Source organism: Candidatus Profftia lariciata, from assembly GCF_020541265.1.
Lineage (GTDB): Bacteria > Pseudomonadota > Gammaproteobacteria > Enterobacterales > Enterobacteriaceae > Profftia > Profftia lariciata.
Genome location: NZ_CP045925.1, coordinates 943,291 through 969,466 on the forward strand (window position 1 = coordinate 943,291; position 26,176 = coordinate 969,466).

The window sequence follows — 26,176 nt, forward strand, 5'->3', positions numbered from 1 at the left end:
ATAAATTGTATTATAGTAAAATATATCAAAATATTTGATTAATCATTCATTATATAACTAGATTTTAATTGATAGAAAATATTTTATTCTTATAAATTACTGTCTGACTATAAATATTTCTACATATTTTATATAACTACAGATATTCATATAAAATAAATATTAATATATTTAAAATTACGTTATTTAATAATTTCTTATTAGTGAATAATATTCTATCTTATAGAAAATATATTATATATACAATATAAAAAGATAAATTGATTATTAATTAAATTAAAATAATTAAAAGATATAGTGATCTTTTATATTAAAATGACATATATATGTATAATGAAATAAAAAAAATTATTAAATTAGCAGTTTATATGAAATTGTTAGTACAATATAATAAAAATTATCTGTAATGTAATAAATATTATTTTTTAATAGCATATTCATACTGTAAAAAATATATGCTACTTATCTATTATTGAATATTTAATATTATTGATAATAATCAATATATTTATGTATAATGTTAAATAAAATGTTATATCTTTATTATTATAATTTAATTCATAAAATATTTGTTAATATATTAATATCTATTCTAACATATATATATCACTACCTTAAATATAAAATAATAACACTATATAAATTTTATTTACAGTTATATGAAATAATTAAACATTATAACAATAGTATTATATGGCTAATTACTGTAATGCAATTACATTAATTAATAAGATATCATAAAGTGCTTTAATATTATTAATAATCCTGATATAGATATTAATTTTATTAAATAATTAATTAAATTTTTATTTAAAATACAATATATACTATATATGCTTATTATAATAAAAATCAAGATTGTTTATTATTAATATAATATTCCTTATTCTTTAGAAATAAACTATATACCATGTATTATAGTAATTAATATATTTTTAGTATCAAACATCAATTATAATATATTTATTCTTAATACTAATATATTATATGATATTAATATAATATTAATTACTATGTAAAAATAAGATATATATTAATATCTTAAATTATTTTTTATGCAATACATAATTAATGATAATTTCTAGTAACAAAAAAAAATAAATTATATATAATTTTATATATCAATAATTATATGTTATGCTTATCTGATATTTAGTTCATTATATTACAATTAGTATATTTTAATATATTAATGACAAAATTAATTTTTAATTTTATTAAAAATGTATTAATATTATTTAATAAAATATATATAATTATATAATATTATATATCCTATATTATAAAATATATTTTTTCATAACTACAAAGTAGCTATATTATGTATACATACACAATATTTGTGTAGTAAACGTGTATTTTTATAAAAATATTTTACATGTATATAAAATATATTTTAATACTACAGTATTACTCATTCAATAGTATCTGCGCAAACTTTTCTGATAAAAATATATCTATAATTATTTTTTTATATAAATAAAGAGATTTTAAAATATATTTATTTTAATTAAAGTATTTTAATAATAAATCTTCATGTATTTCAATAGATTATCTTTTTTACGTTAAAATTGATTATTTTATAATAAATATCAATATATACTAACTGTCTATATTTATTATTCTTTTGCTGCTGAATAGAATTCATATTTAAAAGTTAAGAAATATTTTGAGAGTAATTTAATCAATCAATCAATTAAACTTTGTTATTATAGACTAATGAATATTTGATACTAAACCGCTTATCTATAAAACATAAAAGTAGTATTAACATTATATTAATAATAAATTATTATTCAGTGCACACAGCAAGAAATAGGTTGTTTCGACTACATAATATAAGATATTAAATTACTAATTATTAGACGCTGTCATAAAAAATTTTTATATAACTATCGTGATTATATCTTCATATATCATAAAAATATCTTACAAGATGTTATTAGCTAGTCTTAAGAATATTACTGAAAGTCTTAAATAATACAAACTAGTTTTTTACTACGATCTATGTACTATTAATATAAATTTTAGCTTAATTCGATGGATAAAAAACTTTATGTAGATCAATCATAAAATAATAAATAAAATTAGTTACAAAATTTTTATAGTAATAGAATATTGAAATGCAGTATATGGTTTAATCTTTAATAAGATTAAGAGACCTTAGTAGCCAAGTTATACAGCATAATCATATATAGAAAAATAATTATAGGAATAAAGCTGAGTTTAGTTAAGGGATTTTTACCGAGTAGAATGTACAGAACAACTAATATATTATTAAAATTAAGTATATTTTATAATAAAATAAATGTATAATCAATTTTTTAAAATACTAAAACATTGTATCAAATATCTGTAATTTAACCTAATAACATCAATTAATGTCTATAAAATATAGATTAAATTAAGAAGAGATATTTATAATATTATAATGACTTCTTAATGTATATTAATTATTATAATAGTAGTAATAGTGATCATATTATTATAGTACTATGTTTTACATAAATTAATATGATATTTTTTATGATAACAGTATTTATTTTATAAAATATTATACATTTCACTGTTTAATAATCTTTGATATTTTTGGTTATTTAATATGCTCTGCTTTCCTGTTTGCACGTATACTATTCTAATAAAAATATTTTGTTAGATCATTATACTTAGAATGACGTGCTAATGAAACTAATTACTATCAGTAATAATCGTAATATTAAGTATTATTAATATTTATGCTGTTCAAGTTTAGATAGCATAAATATATAAATTAACTAAGATTTAATATATTATTAATATATAAATTACATGTGTTATATTTTATATGTTTTTTGAATTTATTTCTAGCAAATCCATTTATTACTATAAAGATTGAAAAGTATTATTATAGAACAAGATAAGCTGACCGTTTAATTCAATATAAATAACTAATAGTTATTTTTTATTAAATAACCTTATTTAGAAGGTTTAGTTATGCCTTATATAGCACTCATTTTATATTATGTTTATTAACGTGACTGCTGTACTATCTTTAAAAGACTACAAATAACTACAAGTAAATTAGCTATTTCTCAGGATCTTTAAATTATTATTAAAATTTACATAGAGATATATTGTTCGCAGTAAACTAATGATTTGTTAATTTAATATTAGCTTGATATATCTAAAAGATTAAAGAAATATTATCAATATAATTGATATATTATTAAAATGAAATAACATAATTTATTTAATAATTATTTACTAATAAAATTTAATAATATAGCATATATGTATTACACTGTTTATTTTATTTATATTATTAGCTGTTCTTATAGAAGAATGATATTAGTTTTAAATAGCATATATTAAATCTATTGAATAAAAAAACATGAACATCATTAACAATGATTTTATTTTTTTATTTACTAGCGTAATGTTTAAACTATTATGCTATTTGCAGAAAATTTATAAACTATACTATTTAGCGAGTTAAATATTATTTAGTAAAAGTATATATCTTAGTATATGTGCTTTTATTAATATTAAATATACCAAAATAGTATTTAATATTGATTGATTCTTACTGCTTATTATTACTATTCATAATACTGTAATCTTCTGCGGATTAGTAATTTGAATAAATACGTTTATGGTGAGTTTTCTTATGTGTTGAAAGTGTTAAGAAAATCAACATATAATTTAGTAAACACTATAATTAATTATGTATTGCCCCCATTTTAAATTGCTACTAGTAATCTGCTAATATTAATTAGACTCTTAAATTTTTTAAAATGACTAGCATCTAAAACAATAATTTTTTATGTTTTTTAAAAAATAATAATAATTAACAATTATGTACGCTTTTATTATATTTTTATCAAACAATTAATGCGTATCGAGCTATAATATAACGTAATTAATTTTACTATCTTATAATTAATTTTATGTTGGATATCTTTTATGTTATTAGAACTACTTTTTAAGTATAAAAAATCATGATATTAATAGAATTATCACTAATTTTTATAAAAATTATTTAATATATTTGTTGCTGTATATTTCTAAAGAAATATGAATTAATTATATTAATAATTTAAAACTTAAAAAAATATAAACAATATTGTTCTCTCTTTAATTACTATTTTTTTATAGCAATAAACATGAAATAATATTATATAGTATAAATTATACGCACGCATTTTTATTTAAAATATTTAGTATCTATTTTTTTAAAAAAATAATCTATTTTCTTATTTTAATAAGAAACAAAATTTAGGCTTAGCAATACATTTAAAATAAAAATTTCCTACAATTCATAAAAATTATTTAATACTATTGTACAATAGATTAGTATCTTAGAATTTTTATCTAAATTATTACTATACATTTATAATAGGTAACGTTAACTAATTATAATATCATGTTATTTATTGCATTGACAACTTGTTTTTCATTAGATAAACCTTTTCTACACTGTATACTTTTTATGAAAGTAATGTGATTTTGATCATCAGTTTATTCGCAATAGAAATAACTTGATTTATAATTTTATAAAATCTATATAATAGTAATTAATTTTATAAGAATGCTACTATATAGTGAATATTTATTTACGATCGTAGCACGGCAAGATTTACTAGATAATAATATCTAAAAGTAACAATATTTTAAATATGTTAATTGTTTTTTATTTTAAAGTAAATTTGATGTGTAGACGCAATATAAATAATAATTATTAATATAATAACAATTATGATTGAAATAATGATAAATTGATAAATCAATGTTTGCAGAAAAATAAACATATGTACTGTATATAAGTATATTAAATTATTTTATAATTCATTATAAATATTTTACATATTAGTTATATATGATGTTTATTTATTAGATTTTTTTAAAATTATAAAACAAAGTTTAATTACATATTATTATTGATCTTATCATTACATGCATAGTATATATTTTACTATATTTTTTATATACTATAGTATTTTATTATTATATAACATTATTATATTCTTCAATATAATTCATAATTTAACTTAACATTACTATCAAAATATATATTAAAGAGAATCGTATTCTTATCAAATAATTTAATGAGGAATACACATTCAATTAATAATTTTTACAATCTATAATAGATTAAAATTATGTAATCATAAAATAAATAGTTATTAAATAAAATATTAAAAATTATTTTTATATATTAATCAAAAATATATCTCATTAAATTTTTTAAAAAAATATTTTTACATCAAATTATAATTATTTAATTAATATTAACATAATTACATTAATTATTAGTTATTGTAACCAATATTTTAATAAATATATTATTAAAGTAATAAAATAATTAACTTGCATTAGTCCTATGCATTGATTAGTCAATAATAATAAATAATGCATAAAATTTTATATATAAAATATCAATTTTATTGATTACATTCAAGTAATATAGTTCTTTTATTAAAGATTACAGATAAATAATAATAACATTATTTGATACTTAGAGATATTAATAATAATTCAATGTATATGATTAATTATAATATATTATCTATGATAATAGTATTGATCATTCAGTAATATATTATATCTTAAATTTAAATTTACTAAATATCATTAAATTAATTAAATACATTAATTAAATATATTAAAGTACATGTAATATAAATTATTATTAAATTTTGTAATATATCATATATTTTAGTGCTACTAATAATTGAATAATAAAATTAACAGCTATAATAGATAAATACCAAAATAATCATATATGATTACAATAACTTAATAAAAATATAAGATTATAAAATAGTAATGTATAGAGTATAGATTGTAATAATCTTGCAAAAATATATTATATTATAATAAATATTAGCTAACTATTTACTTAAATTATATCTATAATATTTATATTACTAAATACATATTAACAATTAAAATATTTATAAAAAATACATAGCATTAAATATCCTTTAATTATTACTAATATGTAGTAACAATTAAGCCTAATCAATGTAATATTTAGATATGTTCACATAATTACCTTAATTTAAGGTATTGCATTACTTTATTATAAGATATTTTATATATTACTCATTATATTGAGTATTAATAAATAATCTTTTGTACATTAATATTTTATAACTACGTACTTCTAATAATATATATAATTTAATATTATATATATTACATAAATAAGGATTTATATGAAATGTTATGAATAATTTTGAGATACAAATGCAAATTGCTAATAATATTAAAAAATATTCACATATTATGGTCGCATTTAGTGGTGGACTTGATTCTACTGTACTACTGCATGCATTAGTACAACTACGTATCAATATTCTTCCGAATTTAAAAATACATGCAATCCATATCCATCATGGATTAAGTATGAATGCTGATTTATGGGTTAATCACTGTATATCTGTATGTGACCAATGGATGGTAAAAATAAAAGTACTATACATAACTATTGATACAACAAAATATGGCGTTGAAGCTGCAGCTCGTAAGGCTCGCTATTACGCTATTGCCAACACAATACATCATTATGAAACTCTTGTTACCGCGCATCATCTTGATGATCAATGCGAAACTTTTTTGCTTGCTTTGAAACGTGGTAGCGGGCCAACTGGCCTTTCTTCTATGGCTCATCATATGCCATTTTGTAATAACGAACATATACGTCCACTACTTAATATTAGCCGTATACATTTAGAGAAATATGCTTATTATTATAAGCTAAAATGGGTTGAAGACTACAGTAATAAAAATAATCGATTTGATCGTAATTTTATTCGCCTGCATATTATTCCTGCTTTACATAATCGCTGGCCGTATTTTTCAAAATCTGTAGCACGTAGTGCTCAATTATGTGCAGAACAAGAGAAATTACTAGATGAATTATTAAAAGAATCTTTAAAGCGATTTATACATAGCAATAAATCACTTAGTATAGAAGGTTTATTATCTATGTCTGAAATTAAAAGATATGCACTTTTACGTCGCTGGATTTCTTATTTTGATGTTATGATGCCTACTAGAACACAGATAAAAAAAATATGGTTAGAAGTTGCTATGGCTAGAAAAGATGCTCATCCAAAGCTTCAGTTAGGAACAAAACAAATTCGTCGCTACCGTAAATATCTATTTTTATTACCATTGCTACCTTCTCTAAAAGAGAGAATTATTACATGGGATCCTACAAAAATTTTATCACTACCAGACGGCCTTGGAACATTACAACTCAATGACACTACTGGTATATGTGTGCGTGTACCAAAAATAAATGAAATTATTTCACTTCGATTCGTAGTCTATGGTAAATTACGAATTAAATATCAAGTTCATGCGCAACCGATAAAAAAAATCTGGCGAGAATACAATATCCCACCATGGGAGCGCGAGAGAATACCTATGCTTTATTATAATGAGGAACTAATTGCAATTATTGGTGTCTGTATTACTCAAAGTGGTCAAGCGATACCTAATAAACCATTTTGGTATATAAAATGGGTAAAAAACTTTATATAAATATTTTGTATATTACAATATATTTTTTATTTAATTTGTAAACACATTCTTACTAATTAATATTTTATATTGTTTTTTATTTTAAAATAAGTGATTTTATACAAATTTTAATTAAAATATGTATAAATTTATATCTTATATCAAACAAATATTTTATATTTTTAGTACAGAGTTACACACACATATATTTTATGTGTAATGTAACCCTTAATTTTATGCTTTTATATAACTAATATAATAAGTGTTATAATCGTTAATATAGAAAATATAATTTTATATATAACCACTCATGCATACCTACGACAATATTCACATAAATGATGTATTATTATATATATAGAATATTGCATAATTATAACAATTATCATAACTAATATTTTAATTATTATAAAAAATAAAAGAATTTTAAAGTCCATTAAAACATTAAAAACATTTTGACTATACAAGATTTCTTAGAGATAATTATGAATTACTCGCAGATTCAATATAATCAATTGCTGCTTGTACAGTATTAATCTTTTCTGCTTCTTCGTCTGGAATTTCAGTATTAAACTCTTCTTCCAGAGCCATAACTAATTCAACAGTGTCAAGAGAATCAGCGCCTAGATCGTCAACAAAAGAAGCAGTATTTACTACTTCGTCTTCTTTAACACCCAATTGTTCGATAATGATTTTCTTAACGCGTTCTTCGATAGTGCTCATACTCTTAAATTTCCTATCAAAACTCGCTTTCGCGATGATTTCGTGTTTATTAAAATTGGGTAAGATAACAACTTAACTAAAAAACTAGTTAAAAAATAATCTTACGCTATTTTGTGATCATTACGCTCAAAGACGCAATTTTTTTATTTTTTAGATCATATACATGCCACCATTGACATGTAAACTCTCACCAGTGATATAGCTAGCTTGATCTGAAGCTAGAAATGCAACAGCATTAGCTATATCTTTTACATTACCTAAACGATTTATTGGTATTTGTGAAAGAATTTTAGCACGGTGTTCATCTGTTAATGCACATGTCATGTCTGTATCAATAAAACCAGGTACTACAACATTTACGGTAATACCACGAGAAGCAGTTTCTCGAGCTAGAGACTTACTGAATCCAAATAATCCTGCTTTAGCTGCTGCATAATTTACTTGTCCTGCATTACCCATACTACCAACAATAGATCCAATAGTAATAATACGGCCATAACGTTTTTTTATCATAGCTCTTATAACCGCTTTTGATAGTCGAAATACAGAAGTAAGATTTATATCCAAAATATTATGCCATTCTTCATCTGTCATACGCATTAACATATTATCTCGAACAATACCTGCATTATTAACTAAAATATCTATCTCACCAAATTCAGCACGAATCATATTTAATACGCAATCGATAGACTTTGGATCAATAACGTTCATATTATAACCTTTACCATTATTTACTAAGTAAGCACTAATATTAGTAGCACCATTATCACTTGTTGCTGTACCAGTAACAACTGCACCATGAATTACTAGAATTTCAGCAATAGCACGACCAATACCACGACTAGCGCCAGTTACTAGTGCAATTTTACCTTGTAACATTATTCTTTGTCTCCTCTGAAGTGTGCTAGCGCAAATGATAGAGATTTATAATTATTAATTGCCGTTGCTGTCATATCTGTAACAATATGTTTTGTTAAATTAGCTAAAACATTACCAGGACCAATTTCCAATAAATGTGTTACGCCTTCAGTTGCCATACGTTTTACTGATTCGCTCCAACGAACTGGACTATACATTTGGCAAACTAATGCATTACGAATTTCTTCAGGTAAAAAAGTTACTTTAACATCTACGTTATTAATAACAGCAAACTTTGGTATATTAAATGTTATTTTTTGCAAAGCTAATGATAGTTTCTGTGCTGCAGATTGCATCATAGCGCAATGAGATGGAACAGTTACTTGTAATCTGAGGACACGTTTTGCTCCTGCTGCAATACATGCTACACTAGCACGCTCAACAGCATCTTTATAACCAGCAATAACAACTTGATTTGGAGCATTGAAGTTAGCTAAAAAAACTTTTCCTTTTGGCGTCAATTCTGTGCATATATTTGAAATAATTTTATAATTAAGACCAAGAATTGCAGCCATGACCCCTGTTCCAGCAGGAACGGCTTCCTCCATAAGTTTCCCACGAAGTGCAACCAAATAAATTGCGTCTTTAAAATCAAGCACACCAGCACAAACTAATGCAGAATATTCACCTAAACTATGTCCAGCCATTATTCTAGGTAATAGACCATTATGTTGATTCCATATGTAATAAATAGCTATCGACGATGCTAGTAGTGCTGGCTGAGTATGATAAGTTATATTTAACTTTTCTGTAGGACCTTCCTTAACCAGTTTCCATAGATCGTAACCCAATACATCAGAAGCTTCAGCAAAAATTTGTTCTACAATAACAAAATTATTTGCCAGATCAGATAACATGCCAACTATTTGTGAACCTTGTCCTGGAAATACCATTGCAAATTTATATTGTTTCATATTATATGTCTGTCAAAATAATCAAAGAAAATTTATGATAATTAAAAAATGTTTATTTAGTTAATTATCAAACATATTAATTACTAAAAACGTAATAAAGCAGAACCCCAAGTAAATCCGCCACCAAAAGCCTCAAGTAAAATTAATTGATTACGTTGAATACGACCATCACGTACTGCTTCATCTAAAGCACAAGGAATTGAAGCGGCAGAAGTATTACCATGACGTTCTAGTGTAACTATTACATTATCTAATGTCATACCCAATTTTTTAGCCGTAGCACTAATAATACGCAAATTAGCTTGATGTGGCACTAACCAATCTATATCACTGATTTTAAGGTTATTAGCATTAAGAGATTCATGAACAATATGAGCTAACTCTGTTACTGCTATTTTAAAAACTTCATTACCTACCATAGTTAAATAAGAATGATTATTTTTATCACGCTGACAATATGGCAAAGTGAGCAATTCTCCGTAATTTCCATCGGCATGTATATGAGTAGATAAAATACCAACTGTATCAGAAGCACCTAATACTACAGCTCCAGCACCATCTCCAAATAAAATTATTGTACTACGATCTTGAGGATTAAGCGTGCGACTTAAAGTATCAGAGCCGATCACTAGAGCATATTTAACTGCTCCATTCTTAACATATTGCTCAGCAATACTTAGTGCATAAGTAAAGCCAGCACAAGCTGCTGCAATGTCAAATGCTGCACAACCTTTGATCCCTAACATATTTTGAATTTGGCAAGCAGCACTGGGAAAAGCATGTGTAGAGGATGTTGTCGCAACAACAATTAGGCCGATATCATTTTTATGTAGACCAGACATCTCAAGAGTATGTTGTGCAGCTGCACACCCCATAGTTGAGACGTTCTCATCAGGTGCTGCAATACGACGTTCATGAATACCAGTACGGGCAACAATCCAATCATTAGATGTTTCAACCATACGCTCTAAATCAGCATTAGTACGAACTTGTACGGGTAAATAACTTCCCGTTCCTAGAATTCTTATATACATGTACGATCATCAATTGCTCTGGAGTATATGGCATTAAGGCGTAGCATAATTTTTTGTGAAATATACCGTTGCACGGTTTCTTCGATAGCTATAGTAAATGCTCTTTTATTTGCTGCGCTATGAATTTTAATCACTATACCTTTTAATCCTATTAAATATGCTCCATTATATTTTTCAGGGTTTAAGTGACCTAAATGATGCTGCATTGTTTTTTGTGTTAAACTAGTAAATAATCTTAACCACCAAGAATAACTACGTTGATTCATTCGTAATTGCAGTAGAGAAAAAAACATACTTGCTACCCCTTCTATTGTTTTTAAAGTAACATTGCCAACGAAACCATCACAGACTAAAACATCTGTTTTACCTGTCAATAAATCATTACCTTCTAAATATCCTATATAATTTATTTCTGGCATATTTTTTAGTATATTGGCAGCTTTACGAATATTATCCAAACCTTTGTAATCTTCTTCACCAATATTTAATAGAGCCACGCGAGGTGTAATAACACCTATTATTTCTTCAGCTATTATTACTCCCATTACAGCAAACTGAACTAACATAGCACTAGTACTATAAATATTAGCACCTACATCTAAGACTACTGTTTTACTTTTTTCTTGATTTGGTAAAATAGTCATTAAAGCTGGGCGTTCAATACCTTCTATAGGCTTAAGAATTATCTTAGCTAGCCCAATTAAAGCACCAGTATTGCCTGCACTAATAATAGCTTGTGCTTTACCATCCTTTACTAAATCTAAAGCAATCCTCATTGATGTTCCTTTACTAGCACGAATTGCTTGTGCAGGTTGAGTATTATTAAAAATTACATATTCAGCAGGAACTACATGCAATCGTTGCTGAAGTGATAAAGATGTTTTAGCAATATACGGTACAATAGTATCTGGTTTGCCGACAATAAGAAGATGTAATGATGAAATAGATGCTAGCGCCTGTACAGCCGCAGGTACTGTGATACAAGGACCAAAATCCCCACTCATAGCATCTAACGCTAGAGTTAGATTAGTCAATTTTTCTCCTGGTAAATATAAGCAATATTATTTAACTATAATTTTACGACCACGGTAGAAACCATCTGTAGTCAGATGATACCGTAAATGAGTTTCACCAGAAATTTTATCAATAGAAACAACAGTAGTTGTAATAATATTATCATGTGAACGTCTCATACCACGACAAGAACGAGTTTTTTTATTTTGTTGTACAGCCATTTATTAATCCTTAGAATTAATGATAATTAAAATTACTTAATATATAAATCTATTTCATTTTTCTTTATATTTCATTCATATATTATTTAATATAATTAATTTACTATATATAATTTTAAAAATTTATATTCTCAGTACGTAGTTATTAATATAACAAAATATTAATTTTATATATTTTAAATATATTCTTACATTAAAAATGTATTGAGTACTATTTTATAAATTTACTGAACTAAATAATGCTTTATTTTAACAAATAATTAAATATTTATATAATAAGATTAATTATATAATCTTTAATCATTACTAAAAATTTATAATAGTATATTTTTAAATTCTTTTATAATATAAAATTCATGAGTATTATTGACATAAAATAAATAACTAATATTATTTTTAATAAAATATAAATAAAATTTAATAATTTTTTTCATTACGTATTTAGTGAAAGTTCAAGAGTAACAATATTAATAATAACAAAAGTAATGAGCACTCACTAATAATATTAATATACGTAACTTGTGTTATTTTTTATACAATATTATATAGTTGTTAAGCATGATAATATATGTACAATGCTTGAGAAGCAATTATATTCTTGCTTAATAAGATAACATTTTTAATAATATTTGCTATATTAATTACATTACATAGTAATCTGGTAGTAAAGAAAATTATTTTAATAATATATTCTTGTCATTATTAATGATCTTATCTTTATAAGATTTATTCAAAGATATAAATATTATTTTATAGTATATTAAATACATCATACACACTTTATAATTAAAAATGTATATTAAGCAATTTAAGAATTATAGTTATTTATTCATATTTATAAATAATAATATAAAGATTTGTATTAAAAAATGACTATTTATTAAATAAATAAAAAATATTAAATTATAGCTTGACTTCAGAATGAGAAGTCGTATTCTATTCTAGAAGTAAATAAAATTTTTAAGATTTTTATAAAGAAATAAAAAATTAAAAAAATAATTAAACATTATTGTAATTATAAAAAATAAATAGTTTGTTAATTTTTTTTAAAAAATATGACTTTAATAACAATTACACTATATTATCTAATAAAAGTTAACATAATAATCAATAAAATAATTTTTTATAACATATCATGCAATTATTGCTTTACACTAAAAAATATCTGAAGTAATATTAACAAAATATATTACTTAATTAGTTTTCCAATTTATTTTTAGATTACAAGATATTGAAAAATATTAGTTTATATTTTTTAAAATACTTTAACTTAGATTTAAATAGTAAACTAAATAATTAATATCTTTTAATATCTTTAAAAGATTGCTCTTTAACAATTTAAACAAGCTTAATTTATAATTTTATGTAGTCATCTATAAATATACAATCTACATTAAAAAGATCTCAATTTATAAGTAATATGTATTGAATATATTACAATAAATTTATAAAGAAACATCTTTGGGTTGTGAGGTTAAGTGAATAAGCGTACACGGTGGATGCCTAGGCAGTCAGAGGCGATGAAGGACGTGTTAATCTGCGATAAGCGTCGGTAAGCTGATATAAAGCGTAATAACCGATGATCTCCGAATGGGGAAACCCAATGCAATAAATTGCATTATTATTAAGTAAATAAATAGCTTAATAAGGCGAACCAGGGGAACTGAAACATCTAAGTACCCTGAGGAAAAGAAATCAACCGAGATTCCCAGAGTAGTGGCGAGCGAACGGGGAAAAGCCCAGAACCTAAATCAACTTATATATTAGAGGAAAGGTCTGGAAAGTCCTGCGATACAAGGTGATAGCCCCGTACTTTAAAATACATATGTTGTGAGTTCGATGAGTAGGACGAGACACGTGAAATCCTGTCTGAAGATGGGGGGACCATCCTCCAAGGCTAAATACTCGTGATCGACCGATAGTGAACTAGTACCGTGAGGGAAAGGTGAAAAGAACCCCGCGAGGGGAGTGAAATAGAACCTAAAACCGTGTACGTACAAGCAGTAGTAGCACCTTTGTGGTGTGACGGCGTACCTTTTGTATAATGGGTCAGCGACTTATATTTTGTAGCAAGGTTAACCGTATAGGGGAGCCGTAGGGAAACCGAGTCTTAACTGGGCATCAAGTTGCAAGATATAGACCCGAAACCCGGTGATCTAGCCATGAGCAGGTTGAAAATTAGGTAACACTAATTGGAGGACCGAACCCACTAACGTTGAAAAGTTAGGGGATGAGCTGTGGATAGGGGTGAAAGGCCAAACAAACTTGGAAATAGCTGGTTCTCTCCGAAAACTATTTAGGTAGTGCCTCGTGTATCACCTTTGGGGGTAGAGCACTGTTTCGACTAGGGGGTCATCCCGACTTACCAACTCGACGCAAACTCCGAATACCGAAGAGTGTAATCACGGGAGACAGACGCCGGGTGCTAACGTCCGACGTCAAAAGGGAAACAACCCAGATCGCCAGCTAAGGTCCCTAAAATTAGCTAAGTGGGAAACGAAGTGGGAAGGCAAAAACAGTCAGGAGGTTGGCTTAGAAGCAGCCATCCTTTAAAGAAAGCGTAATAGCTCACTGATCGAGTCGTCCTGCGCGGAAGATGTAACGGGGCTAAACTATGCACCGAAGCTGCGGCAATAAATAATAATATTGTTTATTGGGTAGGGGAGCGTTCTGTAAGCCTAAGAAGATAGTTTGTAAAGGCTATTGGAGGTATCGGAAGTGCGAATGCTGACATGAGTAGCGATAAAGGAGGTGAAAAGCCTCCTCGCCGTAAGCCCAAGGTTTCCTGCGCAACGTTCATCGGCGTAGGGTGAGTCGGTCCCTAAGGCGAGGCAGAAAGGCGTAGTCGATGGACAACAGGTTAATATTCCTGTACTTAATTTTACTGCGAAGGGGGGACGAAGAAGGCTAGGCTATCCAGGTGACGGTAGTCCTGGTTTAAGCATGTAGGAGGTTAGAATTGGTAAATCCGTTCTTTCATTAACTCTGAGATGTAATGACGAATCACTACGGTGATGAAGTAGTTGATGCCCAACTTCCAAGAAAAGCCTCTAAGCTCTAGGTAATATTAAATCGTACCGCAAACCGACACAGGTGGGCGGGATGAGTATTCTAAGGCGCTTGAGAGAACTCGGGAGAAGGAACTCGGCAAATTGGTACCGTAACTTCGGGAGAAGGCACGCTAACATGTAAGTAAAATTCCTCGCGAATCAAGCTGAAGTTAGTCGAAGATACCAGCTGGCTGCGACTGTTTAATAAAAACACAGCACTCTGCAAACACGAAAGTGGACGTATAGGGTGTGACGCCTGCCCGGTGCCGGAAGATTAAATGATGGGGTGCGAGCTCTTGATTGAAGTCCCGGTAAACGGCGGCCGTAACTATAACGGTCCTAAGGTAGCGAAATTCCTTGTCGGGTAAGTTCCGACCTGCACGAATGGCGTAACGATGGCCACACTGTCTCCTCCCGAGACTCAGCGAAGTTGAAGTGTTTGTGATGATGCAATCTACCCGCGGCTAGACGGAAAGACCCCATGAACCTTTACTGTAGCTTGACACTGAATATCGCATATTAATGTGTAGGATAGGTGGGAGGTATTGAAGTCTAGACGCCAGTCTATATGGAACCAACCTTGAAATACCACCCTTTAACGTTTGATGTTCTAACTCTAGTCCCTTATCGGGATTGAAGACAGTGTCTGGTAGGCAGTTTGACTGGGGCGGTCTCCTCCCAAAGTGTAACGGAGGAGTACGAAGGTACGCTAAGTACGGTCGGAAATCGTGCTGATAGTGCAATGGCATAAGCGTGCTTAACTGCGAGACCGACAAGTCAAGCAGGTGCGAAAGCAGGTCATAGTGATCCGGTGGTTCTGTATGGAAGGGCCATCGCTCAACGGATAAAAGGTACTCTGGGGATAACAGGCTAATACCGCCCAAGAGTTCATATCGACGGCGGTGTTTGGCACCTCGATGTCGGCTCATCTCATCCTGGGGCTGTAGCCGGTCCCAAGGGTATGGCTGTTCGCCATTTAAAGAGGTACGTGAGCTGGGTTTAAAACGTCGTGAGACAGTTTGGTCCCTATCTGCCGTGGGCGTTGGAAGTTTGAGAGGGGCTGCTCCTAGTACGAGAGGACCGGAGTGGACGCATCACTGGTATTCGGGTTGTCATGCCAATGGCATTGCCCGGTAGCTACATGCGGAAAAGATAAGCGCTGAAAGCATCTAAGCGCGAAACTTGCCTCAAGATGAATCTTCCCTGAGACCTTTGAGTCTCCTAAAGGAACGTTTAAGACTAAGACGTTGATAGGCTGGATGTGTAAGCATAGCAATATGTTGAGCTAACCAGTACTAATGATCCGTGAGGCTTAACCTCACAACACCTAAGATGTTTTAATTAAGAGAGCATTACAAAAGTAAGCTTGTTTTATAAATTTCATTAATATAATTCAATGTATTTTATACATTAGTTAATTCAATTAATTAATAAATTTGCTTGGCAGCAATAGCGCAGTGGTCCCACCTGATCCATGCCGAACTCAGAAGTGAAACGCTGTAGCGCCGATGGTAGTTTGGGGTTTCCCCATGCGAGAGTAGGACACTGCCAAGCTACCATAAATTAATAAAAAACCTAAGCTCTACTTACAAAGAAATATAAGTAGGAGCGGTAGTTCAGTTGGTTAGAATACCTGCCTGTCACGCAGGGGGTCGCGGGTTCGAGTCCCGTCCGTTCCGCCATTTATTTTCTTACATCTTTTATATATATCATCTTAGTCATAATAATACATTTATATATGTTTCACTGATATTAACAAAGTGATATAATCAATCTTATATAAGAATAAGATAAATATTCGTATATAATATTAATATACTAATAATTCCTTTGTAAAAATGTATAATTGCTTTATCATAATCTTATATTTACTGCGTAATATACAAAATATGTCTAATCAGAATAATAGCTTAATATCTCTTAAAGATATTACAGTAAGTTTTAATAATCATATTGTACTTTCTCATATATCACTAAAATTAATACCAGGACGTATAATTACGCTTTTAGGGCCAAATGGTGCGGGAAAATCTACACTAGTACGTGTCGTACTAGGTTTAATTAAACCTACTTATGGTTCAATTATTACTGCAAACAATTTAACTATTGGTTATGTCCCTCAAAAATTACACTTAGATACCACTTTACCATTAACTGTTAGTCGTTTTATGCGACTACGTCCAGAGGTAAAAAAAAAGATATATTACCTGCACTAAAACTTGCTAATGCAGACCATCTTTTACATTTACCAATGCAACAATTATCAGGAGGAGAAAATCAACGTATCTTATTAACACGTGCTTTACTTAATAAACCAGATTTATTAATATTAGATGAACCAACAACAGGTATTGATATTAACGGTCAAATTGCTCTATATGATTTAATTCATCAATTCAGACAAAAAATTAATTGTTCTGTTTTAATGATTTCTCATGATTTACATTTAGTGATGGCTAAAACAGATGAAGTACTATGTTTAAATAATCATATTTGTTGTTCTGGAACACCTGAAATGATTTCTAAGCATCCTGAATTTATTGCTATGTTTGGCAATTATGGGGCTAATCAGTTAGCTATTTATCGTCATAATCATCATTAATGATTAAGTTATAAGAACAATAAAATTTTATGCTCAAAAACATAAAAATTATTAGTTAAGTAATATAAAATATTTTATTTTCATACTAAGTAACTTTATGTTTAGATAACAAGTAAGAGTATAATAATACTATTAGTATTACATATACAATAAATATATATGTATATATTACTATTAATCTAAAATATACAAAATATTTTATTATTTATTTTAATTACTTATATTATTAATATATAATGTTTATTTTAAAGTAAAATATACTCATTATAAATAATTTATAATACAATTATATTGTTATACTTACATATGATTATTCAATATAATTGAATAAGATATAATTAAACAAGATATATGTATATAATACAAAATTTATTATATACATAATTATTCAATTATTATAACTAATATTATATATATAATATATATTTATATTATGATAAATACAATTATTTTTATATATAAAAATATCTAAAATAATATAAATCTATATAACTGTATTTTTATATTGAGCAAATAACTTATATATTAGTAATACTTTAATTATTATTAATATAAAATATATGTCTCTTATCATTTTTATAAAAAATTATATTTTATATCTACTGTGCAATAAAGTAGCTACTTTAATAAATAATATTTTATTAATCTATCAATAAAATATTATTTTCTAATATCTAAATACATGAAATAATACCATATTAAATATTCTTAATAAAAAATTAATTATATATAACTATAGTATATTTATTTTTTAAAAAATATAAATTAATACTTATACTAAATTAATGATATTAATAGTATTATCATAGAATAACAATGTATATAATTATTAATTGCATATAAAAATAATTATTAAGTAATAAAATATTTACTATAATATATATATAAATTTACTGATTAAAAATCAATATTATATATATTTAAGTATATAATGACAACATTCTTAACAAATAATTTTAAAAAACTCATAAATAAATATATAATATTTTTAATTGTGTTTAATGTTATATAATTAACTTAAATTTTTTTTAAATAATGCTCAAACCAACTTTTTAAAATTATTACTGCTGAAATATTATTTATTATATTTTTATCTAAAAAACGATAACTAATATTATTGTCGTCAGTAATTATATAAGATTTAGCCTCTATGGTACTAAAACGCTCATCATGTAAAATAATATCTACGCCAAAACGACCATGAATGCGATTAGCAAATTTACGTGCTTGAGCAGTAATTAATTGTTCTGTACCGTCTATATTGAGTGGTAAACCAACAATAACTAAATTTATTTGCCACTCTTTTAAAATATTTTCTATTTTAGACCAATTAGGTGATCCTTGATAAGCTCTTAATGAACAAAACGGATGTGCTATACCTATCATTTTATGTCCAATTGCAGAACCAATATTTTTTGTGCCAAAATCAAAAGCAATCACAGTATCATTGCTCATTAAGCATGTCCCATAGAAGTTACTATCTTACGAATATCTACACCAATTTTTTTAGAAGCCGCAATCCAACGTTCTGAAATAGGAGTATGAAATATTAATGTAATATAAGCTTCTACGGTAAGCCAAACATTATCTAATAATTCTTGTTCTAATTGGCCCGCATCCCATTTACAATAACCAAGAGCTATAAGAATATTTTTTGGTTGATGTGTTGTTCCTAAAGTTTCTAGTACATCGCAAGAAGTAGTCATCATACATTCAGTAGATATTGTAATACTAGAGTTAAAATTTGATTGTGGAGTGTGTAGTACAAAACCTCTATCTTCAGATAATGGTCCACCACAAATTATTGGTTTATTTAAAATATTATTTATATTATTTAGTTCTGGAGTAATTTTAAGAGTTTTTAATAACATCTCTATAGTAAGATGTTCTAACGTTCTATTAATAACTAAACCCATTGCTCCTTTATTAGTATGTTCACATATATAAATTACTGTGTATTTAAAACTACTTTCCTGTATAGAAGGCATGGCTATAAGAAAATGATGCACTAAATTCATTTTATTAATATAACTCACTATATTCATTTATTTTTTACTATATAATATACCAACGTAATTTACTATTAATATCAAAATAATAAAATATAATTATTTTATTACAATATAAGCATAAAATAAATATAATTTTTATAAAAAAATAATTATTTAATAACTTTTAAGTCAATTAATTATTTTTTATAAAAAATTGATATAAAACATTAAAATTATTAATTTTTAAATGCTTAAAAAATAATTTAAATTTATTATTATAATTTGCTAATAAAATTATATTTTTTATTCATAAAAATTAATTAATACATAAAAATAAATATAAATATATAATACTAAAATATAAATATGATACCTTTAATTATAATAAATTTAATTCAACAAAAATCACTTAAAATAAATAACACATCAATATATACATGGATATAAAATATATATTATTAATACTTTAATCATAACTTATTTAATGTAAGTTTTACATTTAAACAAATAAAAATTATACTTTCTATAATATTAGCGTATGTTTAATGTTATGATTTATTATGATTATCATATTTTAAAACAATTAGATACTTATAATGTATTTTTTTATACAGTATAGTATGATACTTATTCAATATATAAGACATAATCTTAATATATAACATATTTATAACAGTCATATAATAAGAGCTAGTAATAAAAAGTAATAATATAATATTATTACAGAGAATAAAAGACTATAATACATATAGTAATTACAGTAAGATACTAATTATACACAATAATTTATTAAAGTATTTATCATTTATAAATAAAGTATTATAATATAATTTATTTTTTATATTAAAAAAATCTTTTTATATTAACTTGAATACTACTGTACTATGCAATAGATACAGTAGTATCTTATATCTTACTAATATTACATATAAAAATATTTTATATTATAACTATCTTATAAAAAGAATAATAAATTATTATCTCTATAAATATTATATTTTATTAAAAAAATATTTTTTAGTAAAATAATAAAAGAAATATATAATATGTATATATCAAACTAAATAAATAGATACATAAGATAATTAACTTAATATATTTATTACTAATAGTAAAAAGACTTATTAAGTCATTGGACAATTAGTAACCATCTTAAGATTTATTTTTAATAAATAATTATAATATAAATTATTTTATCTTTATTTTAAGAATAATATTATTATAAATAATAAAAAATATCACGTAAGTACAATGCATGTATTATAAAAATACTTCTTTTATTATACATATATACAATTAATATATAATATATTATATGAAGTAAAATTTAAATATAGTATTAAAACTTAAAAAATAATAAAATATAATATTTATTCAATCTTAAGAAAACTTATATATTTTTATAAATTATTAATATTTGCATTATAAACAACATAGTATTATTTTTAATAATTAAATATATATTTAAAATAATATTATGAGTTTTTTTAAAAAAATATTTACAATATTATAATTATTATTTTTAATAATTTAAATATTATTTTTATGTATCATTTTATTGATGACGACGTTTCTGAAAAAAATTTTTTAGAAATTCTGAACATTCACGATCCATAATACCTGATGTAATTTTAATTTTATGATTTATTTTAGAATGATTAAAAATATTTAATACAGAGTTTACTGCTCCTGTTTCTATATTACTAGCTCCATATATTAAATGTTTAATACGACTATGTAAGATTGCTCCAGCACACATTATACAAGGTTCTAATGTAACATACATCGTAGAATTAAGTAAGCGATAATTCTGTAATATTTGTCCACCTTGCTGTAAAGCTATAATTTCAGCATGTGCCGTAGGATCGTGATTCTTGATAGATCTATTCCATCCTCTTCCTATAATGTTAAAATTTAGCACTAAAATAGCTCCAATAGGAACTTCACCCTGTTCTAAAGCTTTTTGTGCTAAAATTAATGCTTGTTGCATCCAATAATTATCATCTAGTTTTAGTTCGCTCATGTTATTTATCTTTTAAATTTATGTAAGTAAACAATTATTACGTTTTAATACTTGTGTTAAATTACAATAAATTAACAATAATTAATAACTTTTATTTTTATTTAACAAGTACTTTTCCATACAATTTTATTATTTTTTTTATTTGCTTTATCGCTTAACATAAAATGACTACCTAAAACTAAAATAAGTGATAACAATAATAATATTGTTGAAAGTGCATTAACTACAGGAGATATACCTACTTTAATCATTGAATATATTTTTAATGGTAATATTTCATAGCTAGGACCACTCACAAATGAAGAAACTACAACATCATCTATTGAAATAGTAAAACTTAGTAACCATCCAGCTACCACTGCAGGCATAATAAGTGGTAAAATTATTGTGCGTATAATAATAGTTTCGTTTGCACCAAGATCTTTGGCTGCTTCCAATATACGTATATCAAAACATTTTAAGCGTGAATAAACAGTAATTACTACAAAAGGAAGACAAAAAGTAATATGTGCAAATAAAAGAGACCAAAAACCTAAAGACACACCTAATAAAATAAATAATACTAATAAAGAAATTGCCATCATTATATCTGGTGACATCATGACTAAAAACAACATAATATTCACAAAACATTTTCCATAAAAATGATAGCGGAATAAGGATATCGCGGTCAATGAACCGATAAATGTAGCAAAAGTAGCAGATAGTACTGCTATTGTAATTGAATGCTCGGCTGCTTCCAGTAAGTTATTATTACTTAGTAAACTATGATACCAATATAATGTAAATCCTTTCCAATTAATACCAAAATGAGCACTATTAAATGAATTAACAATAAGAATAATAATAGGAATATATAAATAGGCATAAATGATACATATAAATCCACCATACAATAAGCGTTGTCTTATCACTATAGTTCTACCTGTTTATTTATTAATTTGCCAACGCAATAATAAATATATAAAAGAATACCCATAATTATTGTTAGACATATACTTGTTGCTGCACCAAAGGGCCAATCTAAAATATTTAAAAACTGACTTTTTATTAAATTACCAATTAATAAATTATTAGCTCCGCCAAGCAAATCAGAAACATAAAATAACCCTAAAGATGGTAACATTACTAATAATGATCCTGCAATAATACCAGGTAATGTTAATGGGATAATAATACGAATAAATATTTGTATTTTGCTAGCACCTAAATCTTGAGCTGCTTCTAATACAGATTTGTCTAATTTTTCAATACTAGAATAAAGTGGCATAATCATAAATGGTTGTAAAACATAAATTAACCCCATAATGACTGCTGCTGGTGTATACATAATGCGTAATGGTATATCAATTATACCAGTCCATAGAAGAAACTCATTTAAATATCCACGTGTACTAAAAAAAATTTTTAGACCATAAATACGAATTAATGAGTTAGTCCATAAAGGAACGGTTAATAAAAATAAAAGTATAAAACGTACTTTATCAGGTAAACTTACTAAAATAAAAGCAAAAGGATACCCTATTAACAAGCAACATAATGTCGTAAAAATTGCCATATTAAGAGAATGTAATAAAACTGAAACATACAAAGGATCAAATAAACGTATGTAGTTATCAAGAGAAAATACCATCTTAATAAGATAGTTATCATCACGAGTAATAAAGCTAGTTCCCATAATAATAACATTAGGTATAAAAACAAAGACAACTAACCATAAAATAATACTGATAATCACAAAGTTTTTAAAATATTTACGTGACTGATTCATCAGCCAGCACCACTTCCCAACGTTCAACCCAAGTTACAGCCATTCTTTGATTTAATGAATGATCTACATCAGGATCATCTTCATTAAAAAATTCGCTTACTAAAATAATCTTACCATTTTCTAATTCAACAGTGGATTCTAATGTTATACCTTTATAATTACGTTCACGTACGTATCCTATTATACCATCTACTTGCTGTTGATCATCGTTTATTTCTGTAATACGTACATCTTCAGGGCGTAGTAAAACATTTAACTTATCTCCTATATTCACTTTTATTTCTGGATTAATATAAATATTGCATTCGTAACCTTCAACATTAGCTCGTACTCGATACTGATCAATATAGTACAAAACTATAGCGTTGAAAATATTAATTTCACCAATGAAACTAGCAACAAATAAGTTTTTAGGATCTTCATAAATTTCACGTGGGGTACCATCTTGTTCTATTTTCCCGGCACGCATTACTATTATTCTATCTGACATTGTCAAAGCTTCTTCTTGATCATGTGTAACAAAAATAAAAGTAATTCCTAATTTACGTTGCAAAGCTTTTAATTCATTTTGCATTTGTTTGCGTAATTTATAATCTAGTGCAGATAGAGACTCATCTAATAACAATACTTTAGGTCTATTCACTACTGCGCGAGCTATAGCGACACGTTGTTGTTGTCCGCCAGATAATTCATGAGGCCTGCATTGTGCAAAATCTTCTAAATGCACTATACATAAAGCTTCTAAAACACGAGGTAAAATTTCAATTTTAGGTATTTTTTGCATACGTAAACCAAAAGCTACGTTATCTAGTACGTTCATATGAGGAAATAACGCATAACTTTGGAAAATTGTATGAATATGACGATGTTCAGCAGAAAGATGCGTGATATCATCACCATCCAAAATTATACTACCATTATCTACGTCTTCTAAACCAGCAATAAGACGTAAAACTGTTGTTTTACCACAACCAGAAGGACCAATAATAGTTAAAAATTCACCATAATTAATAGTAAGATTAAAGTCATTAATAATATTTTTATTATTAAAAGACTTTCTAATTCCTGTTAAAATAATTAAAGGATTAGATAATTTATAAGAATTTAAAGATAATATTTCAGTCATTGATTTTTACTCTATTCTATTGCTTATTGCAAATAGCATTATCATTAAAATGCTGTTAGAACAGTACTGTTGACATAATTACTAATGATTTTATATGTAATCATAAAATATAACATATAATATTTTTATGATTAGTCTATATATCTTTGCTATTATTAAAGTGATACATATTATTAGTTATTAATAAATTCGTTAAATACATTACATAAATAAACAATATTAGTAATAATAATCAAGATATTTAAAATTTAGTATATAAATAAATATTAATAATTTATTATATAATAATATAAAGACACTTAATATAACTATATACGTAGAAAAAATATTTTATTAAAAATAATTTAATATAATATTATTTAAGAGAATTGTTTAAATATCATGCACACTTATTAAAATTTTTTATTTTTAATTATTATTTATATATTTTGTAAAATTGTAAGATTAACATTAGTAGGATATAGTATATAAATTATTGTAATTAATGTTAATGTAATTACATAAATTTTTCTAGATTATGAAAAAATAAATATTTAAGGTTAAAAATATTAAGATTTAGAATTACTTAGTAATTAATTAATATATAAATAGTAACAATTATATATAAAAATATTTAAATTTGCATAATATAATTTTATAATAAAATTTATTAATAATCATAAATAATGATGTATTATTGTATACTTATTAAGTCATTATAGTAGTAAATTACAATAAATGTTAAATTATTATTTATATTTATAAATCAATATTAATGATATTAATTGCATATAAAATTCCTGTTACTTAATATGTTAATACTTAAAGTATTATGTACTAAAAAATAATGTTGCATCAAATTAAAATAAATAAAATTATCTTTTAAAAGAATTAATAATTACAAATTAATATCGTATTAATCATATAATAAGATATTACGTTAATTATAATTAGTCAAATCAATTAATATCTTGAATCCTAAAAAATATATATTATAATAATAGTGTATATTGGTAATTAATAATATGTAAGAGAAAATATATTATTACTTATAATGTAATAATAATTTTTTTATTACTAATAATTATAATCATTTGTATATTATATTTTATATATATAAAATATTCTTAATATTTACATTAGTAATGATTGAGATGAAAATAAATATAAAAAAAATACTAAATATTCAATATTAACGCAACTATAAATCTATAATGACTAAAATTATTCTATATACTTTCAATGCATAAAAGATTTAACATCTAATTATATTAATTTAATAATTATGTGTTTTAATA

The 26,176-nt window shown here is 25.4% G+C and carries 13 protein-coding genes, 1 tRNA gene, 2 rRNA genes and 1 pseudogene; 5 read left to right on the plus strand and 12 right to left on the minus strand.

What is annotated here, in order from left to right; genetic code table 11:
• The first annotated feature begins 6,207 nt into the window (after positions 1-6,207).
• Complete coding sequence (gene tilS, locus GII40_RS02440; RefSeq protein WP_226813259.1) at positions 6,208-7,530, plus strand: tRNA lysidine(34) synthetase TilS; 1,323 nt, start codon at positions 6,208-6,210, stop codon at positions 7,528-7,530.
• A 462-nt stretch (positions 7,531-7,992) separates the two neighbouring features.
• Here tilS and acpP read toward each other — a convergent pair whose 3' ends face one another.
• From acpP to rpmF, 6 genes are all read right to left on the minus strand, one after another.
• Complete coding sequence (acpP, locus tag GII40_RS02445) at positions 7,993-8,232, minus strand: acyl carrier protein (protein ID WP_226813260.1); 240 nt, start codon at positions 8,230-8,232, stop codon at positions 7,993-7,995.
• Positions 8,233-8,382: 150 nt separating this feature from the next.
• Positions 8,383-9,117, minus strand: a complete 735-nt coding sequence (fabG, locus tag GII40_RS02450) for a 3-oxoacyl-ACP reductase FabG (protein ID WP_226813639.1) — start codon at positions 9,115-9,117, stop codon at positions 8,383-8,385.
• Positions 9,114-10,067, minus strand: coding sequence for an ACP S-malonyltransferase (gene fabD, locus GII40_RS02455; RefSeq protein ID WP_226813261.1), 954 nt, complete (start codon positions 10,065-10,067; stop codon positions 9,114-9,116). Before fabD ends, fabG begins: the two co-directional genes overlap by 4 nt.
• Positions 10,068-10,150: 83 nt before the next feature.
• The gene (locus GII40_RS02460; protein ID WP_226813262.1) at positions 10,151-11,101 is read right to left on the minus strand and encodes a beta-ketoacyl-ACP synthase III; all 951 of its coding nucleotides are present in this window, start codon (positions 11,099-11,101) and stop codon (positions 10,151-10,153) included.
• On the minus strand, positions 11,092-12,135 hold the full coding sequence (plsX, locus tag GII40_RS02465; protein ID WP_226813263.1) for a phosphate acyltransferase PlsX: 1,044 nt from the start codon (positions 12,133-12,135) through the stop codon (positions 11,092-11,094). Before plsX ends, GII40_RS02460 begins: the two co-directional genes overlap by 10 nt.
• A 27-nt stretch (positions 12,136-12,162) precedes the next feature.
• Positions 12,163-12,336 (minus strand): 50S ribosomal protein L32, encoded by a 174-nt coding sequence (gene rpmF, locus GII40_RS02470; protein WP_226813264.1) that lies wholly within the window; start codon positions 12,334-12,336, stop codon positions 12,163-12,165.
• Positions 12,337-13,808: 1,472 nt separating this feature from the next.
• Here rpmF and GII40_RS02475 point away from each other — a divergent pair.
• The 4 genes and pseudogenes from GII40_RS02475 (at position 13,809) to znuC (ending at position 17,988) form a co-directional block, all read left to right on the plus strand.
• A 23S ribosomal RNA gene (locus GII40_RS02475) occupies positions 13,809-16,706 on the plus strand.
• Between the two features lie 119 nt (positions 16,707-16,825).
• Positions 16,826-16,940 (plus strand): 5S ribosomal RNA (gene rrf / locus GII40_RS02480).
• Between the two features lie 51 nt (positions 16,941-16,991).
• Positions 16,992-17,068, plus strand: a tRNA-Asp gene (locus GII40_RS02485).
• A gap of 207 nt (positions 17,069-17,275) precedes the next feature.
• Positions 17,276-17,988: pseudogene (znuC, locus tag GII40_RS02490) on the plus strand (zinc ABC transporter ATP-binding protein ZnuC).
• A gap of 1,017 nt (positions 17,989-19,005) precedes the next feature.
• Here znuC and ruvX read toward each other — a convergent pair.
• The 6 genes from ruvX to potA form a co-directional block, all read right to left on the minus strand.
• Positions 19,006-19,443 (minus strand): Holliday junction resolvase RuvX, encoded by a 438-nt coding sequence (gene ruvX, locus GII40_RS02495; RefSeq protein WP_226813265.1) that lies wholly within the window; start codon positions 19,441-19,443, stop codon positions 19,006-19,008.
• Positions 19,443-20,006 (minus strand): YqgE/AlgH family protein, encoded by a 564-nt coding sequence (locus tag GII40_RS02500; protein WP_226813266.1) that lies wholly within the window; start codon positions 20,004-20,006, stop codon positions 19,443-19,445. The genes ruvX and GII40_RS02500 overlap by 1 nt, the downstream gene beginning before the upstream one ends.
• A gap of 1,528 nt (positions 20,007-21,534) precedes the next feature.
• Complete coding sequence (gene tadA, locus GII40_RS02505; protein ID WP_226813267.1) at positions 21,535-22,002, minus strand: tRNA adenosine(34) deaminase TadA; 468 nt, start codon at positions 22,000-22,002, stop codon at positions 21,535-21,537.
• Between the two features lie 101 nt (positions 22,003-22,103).
• Entirely contained in the window at positions 22,104-22,913 is an 810-nt protein-coding gene (gene potC, locus GII40_RS02510; RefSeq protein WP_226813640.1) for a spermidine/putrescine ABC transporter permease PotC, read from the minus strand.
• A 2-nt stretch (positions 22,914-22,915) separates the two neighbouring features.
• On the minus strand, positions 22,916-23,773 hold the full coding sequence (potB, locus tag GII40_RS02515; RefSeq protein ID WP_420885605.1) for a spermidine/putrescine ABC transporter permease PotB: 858 nt from the start codon (positions 23,771-23,773) through the stop codon (positions 22,916-22,918).
• Complete coding sequence (gene potA / locus GII40_RS02520) at positions 23,757-24,899, minus strand: spermidine/putrescine ABC transporter ATP-binding protein PotA (RefSeq protein WP_226813268.1); 1,143 nt, start codon at positions 24,897-24,899, stop codon at positions 23,757-23,759. The genes potB and potA overlap by 17 nt, the downstream gene beginning before the upstream one ends.
• Between the last annotated feature and the right edge of the window lie 1,277 nt (positions 24,900-26,176).

Bases quoted from the DNA above. Each gene is read 5' to 3' on its own strand.
- tilS (WP_226813259.1), top strand. From the start codon at position 6,208: ATGAATAATTTTGAGATACAAATGCAAATTGCTAATAATATTAAAAAA.
- acpP (WP_226813260.1), bottom strand. From the start codon at position 8,232: ATGAGCACTATCGAAGAACGCGTTAAGAAAATCATTATCGAACAATTG.
- fabD (WP_226813261.1), bottom strand. From the start codon at position 10,067: ATGAAACAATATAAATTTGCAATGGTATTTCCAGGACAAGGTTCACAA.
- GII40_RS02460 (WP_226813262.1), bottom strand. From the start codon at position 11,101: ATGTATATAAGAATTCTAGGAACGGGAAGTTATTTACCCGTACAAGTT.
- rpmF (WP_226813264.1), bottom strand. From the start codon at position 12,336: ATGGCTGTACAACAAAATAAAAAAACTCGTTCTTGTCGTGGTATGAGA.
- ruvX (WP_226813265.1), bottom strand. From the start codon at position 19,443: ATGAGCAATGATACTGTGATTGCTTTTGATTTTGGCACAAAAAATATT.
- GII40_RS02500 (WP_226813266.1), bottom strand. From the start codon at position 20,006: ATGAATTTAGTGCATCATTTTCTTATAGCCATGCCTTCTATACAGGAA.
- tadA (WP_226813267.1), bottom strand. From the start codon at position 22,002: ATGAGCGAACTAAAACTAGATGATAATTATTGGATGCAACAAGCATTA.
- potB (WP_420885605.1), bottom strand. From the start codon at position 23,773: ATGAATCAGTCACGTAAATATTTTAAAAACTTTGTGATTATCAGTATT.
- potA (WP_226813268.1), bottom strand. From the start codon at position 24,899: ATGACTGAAATATTATCTTTAAATTCTTATAAATTATCTAATCCTTTA.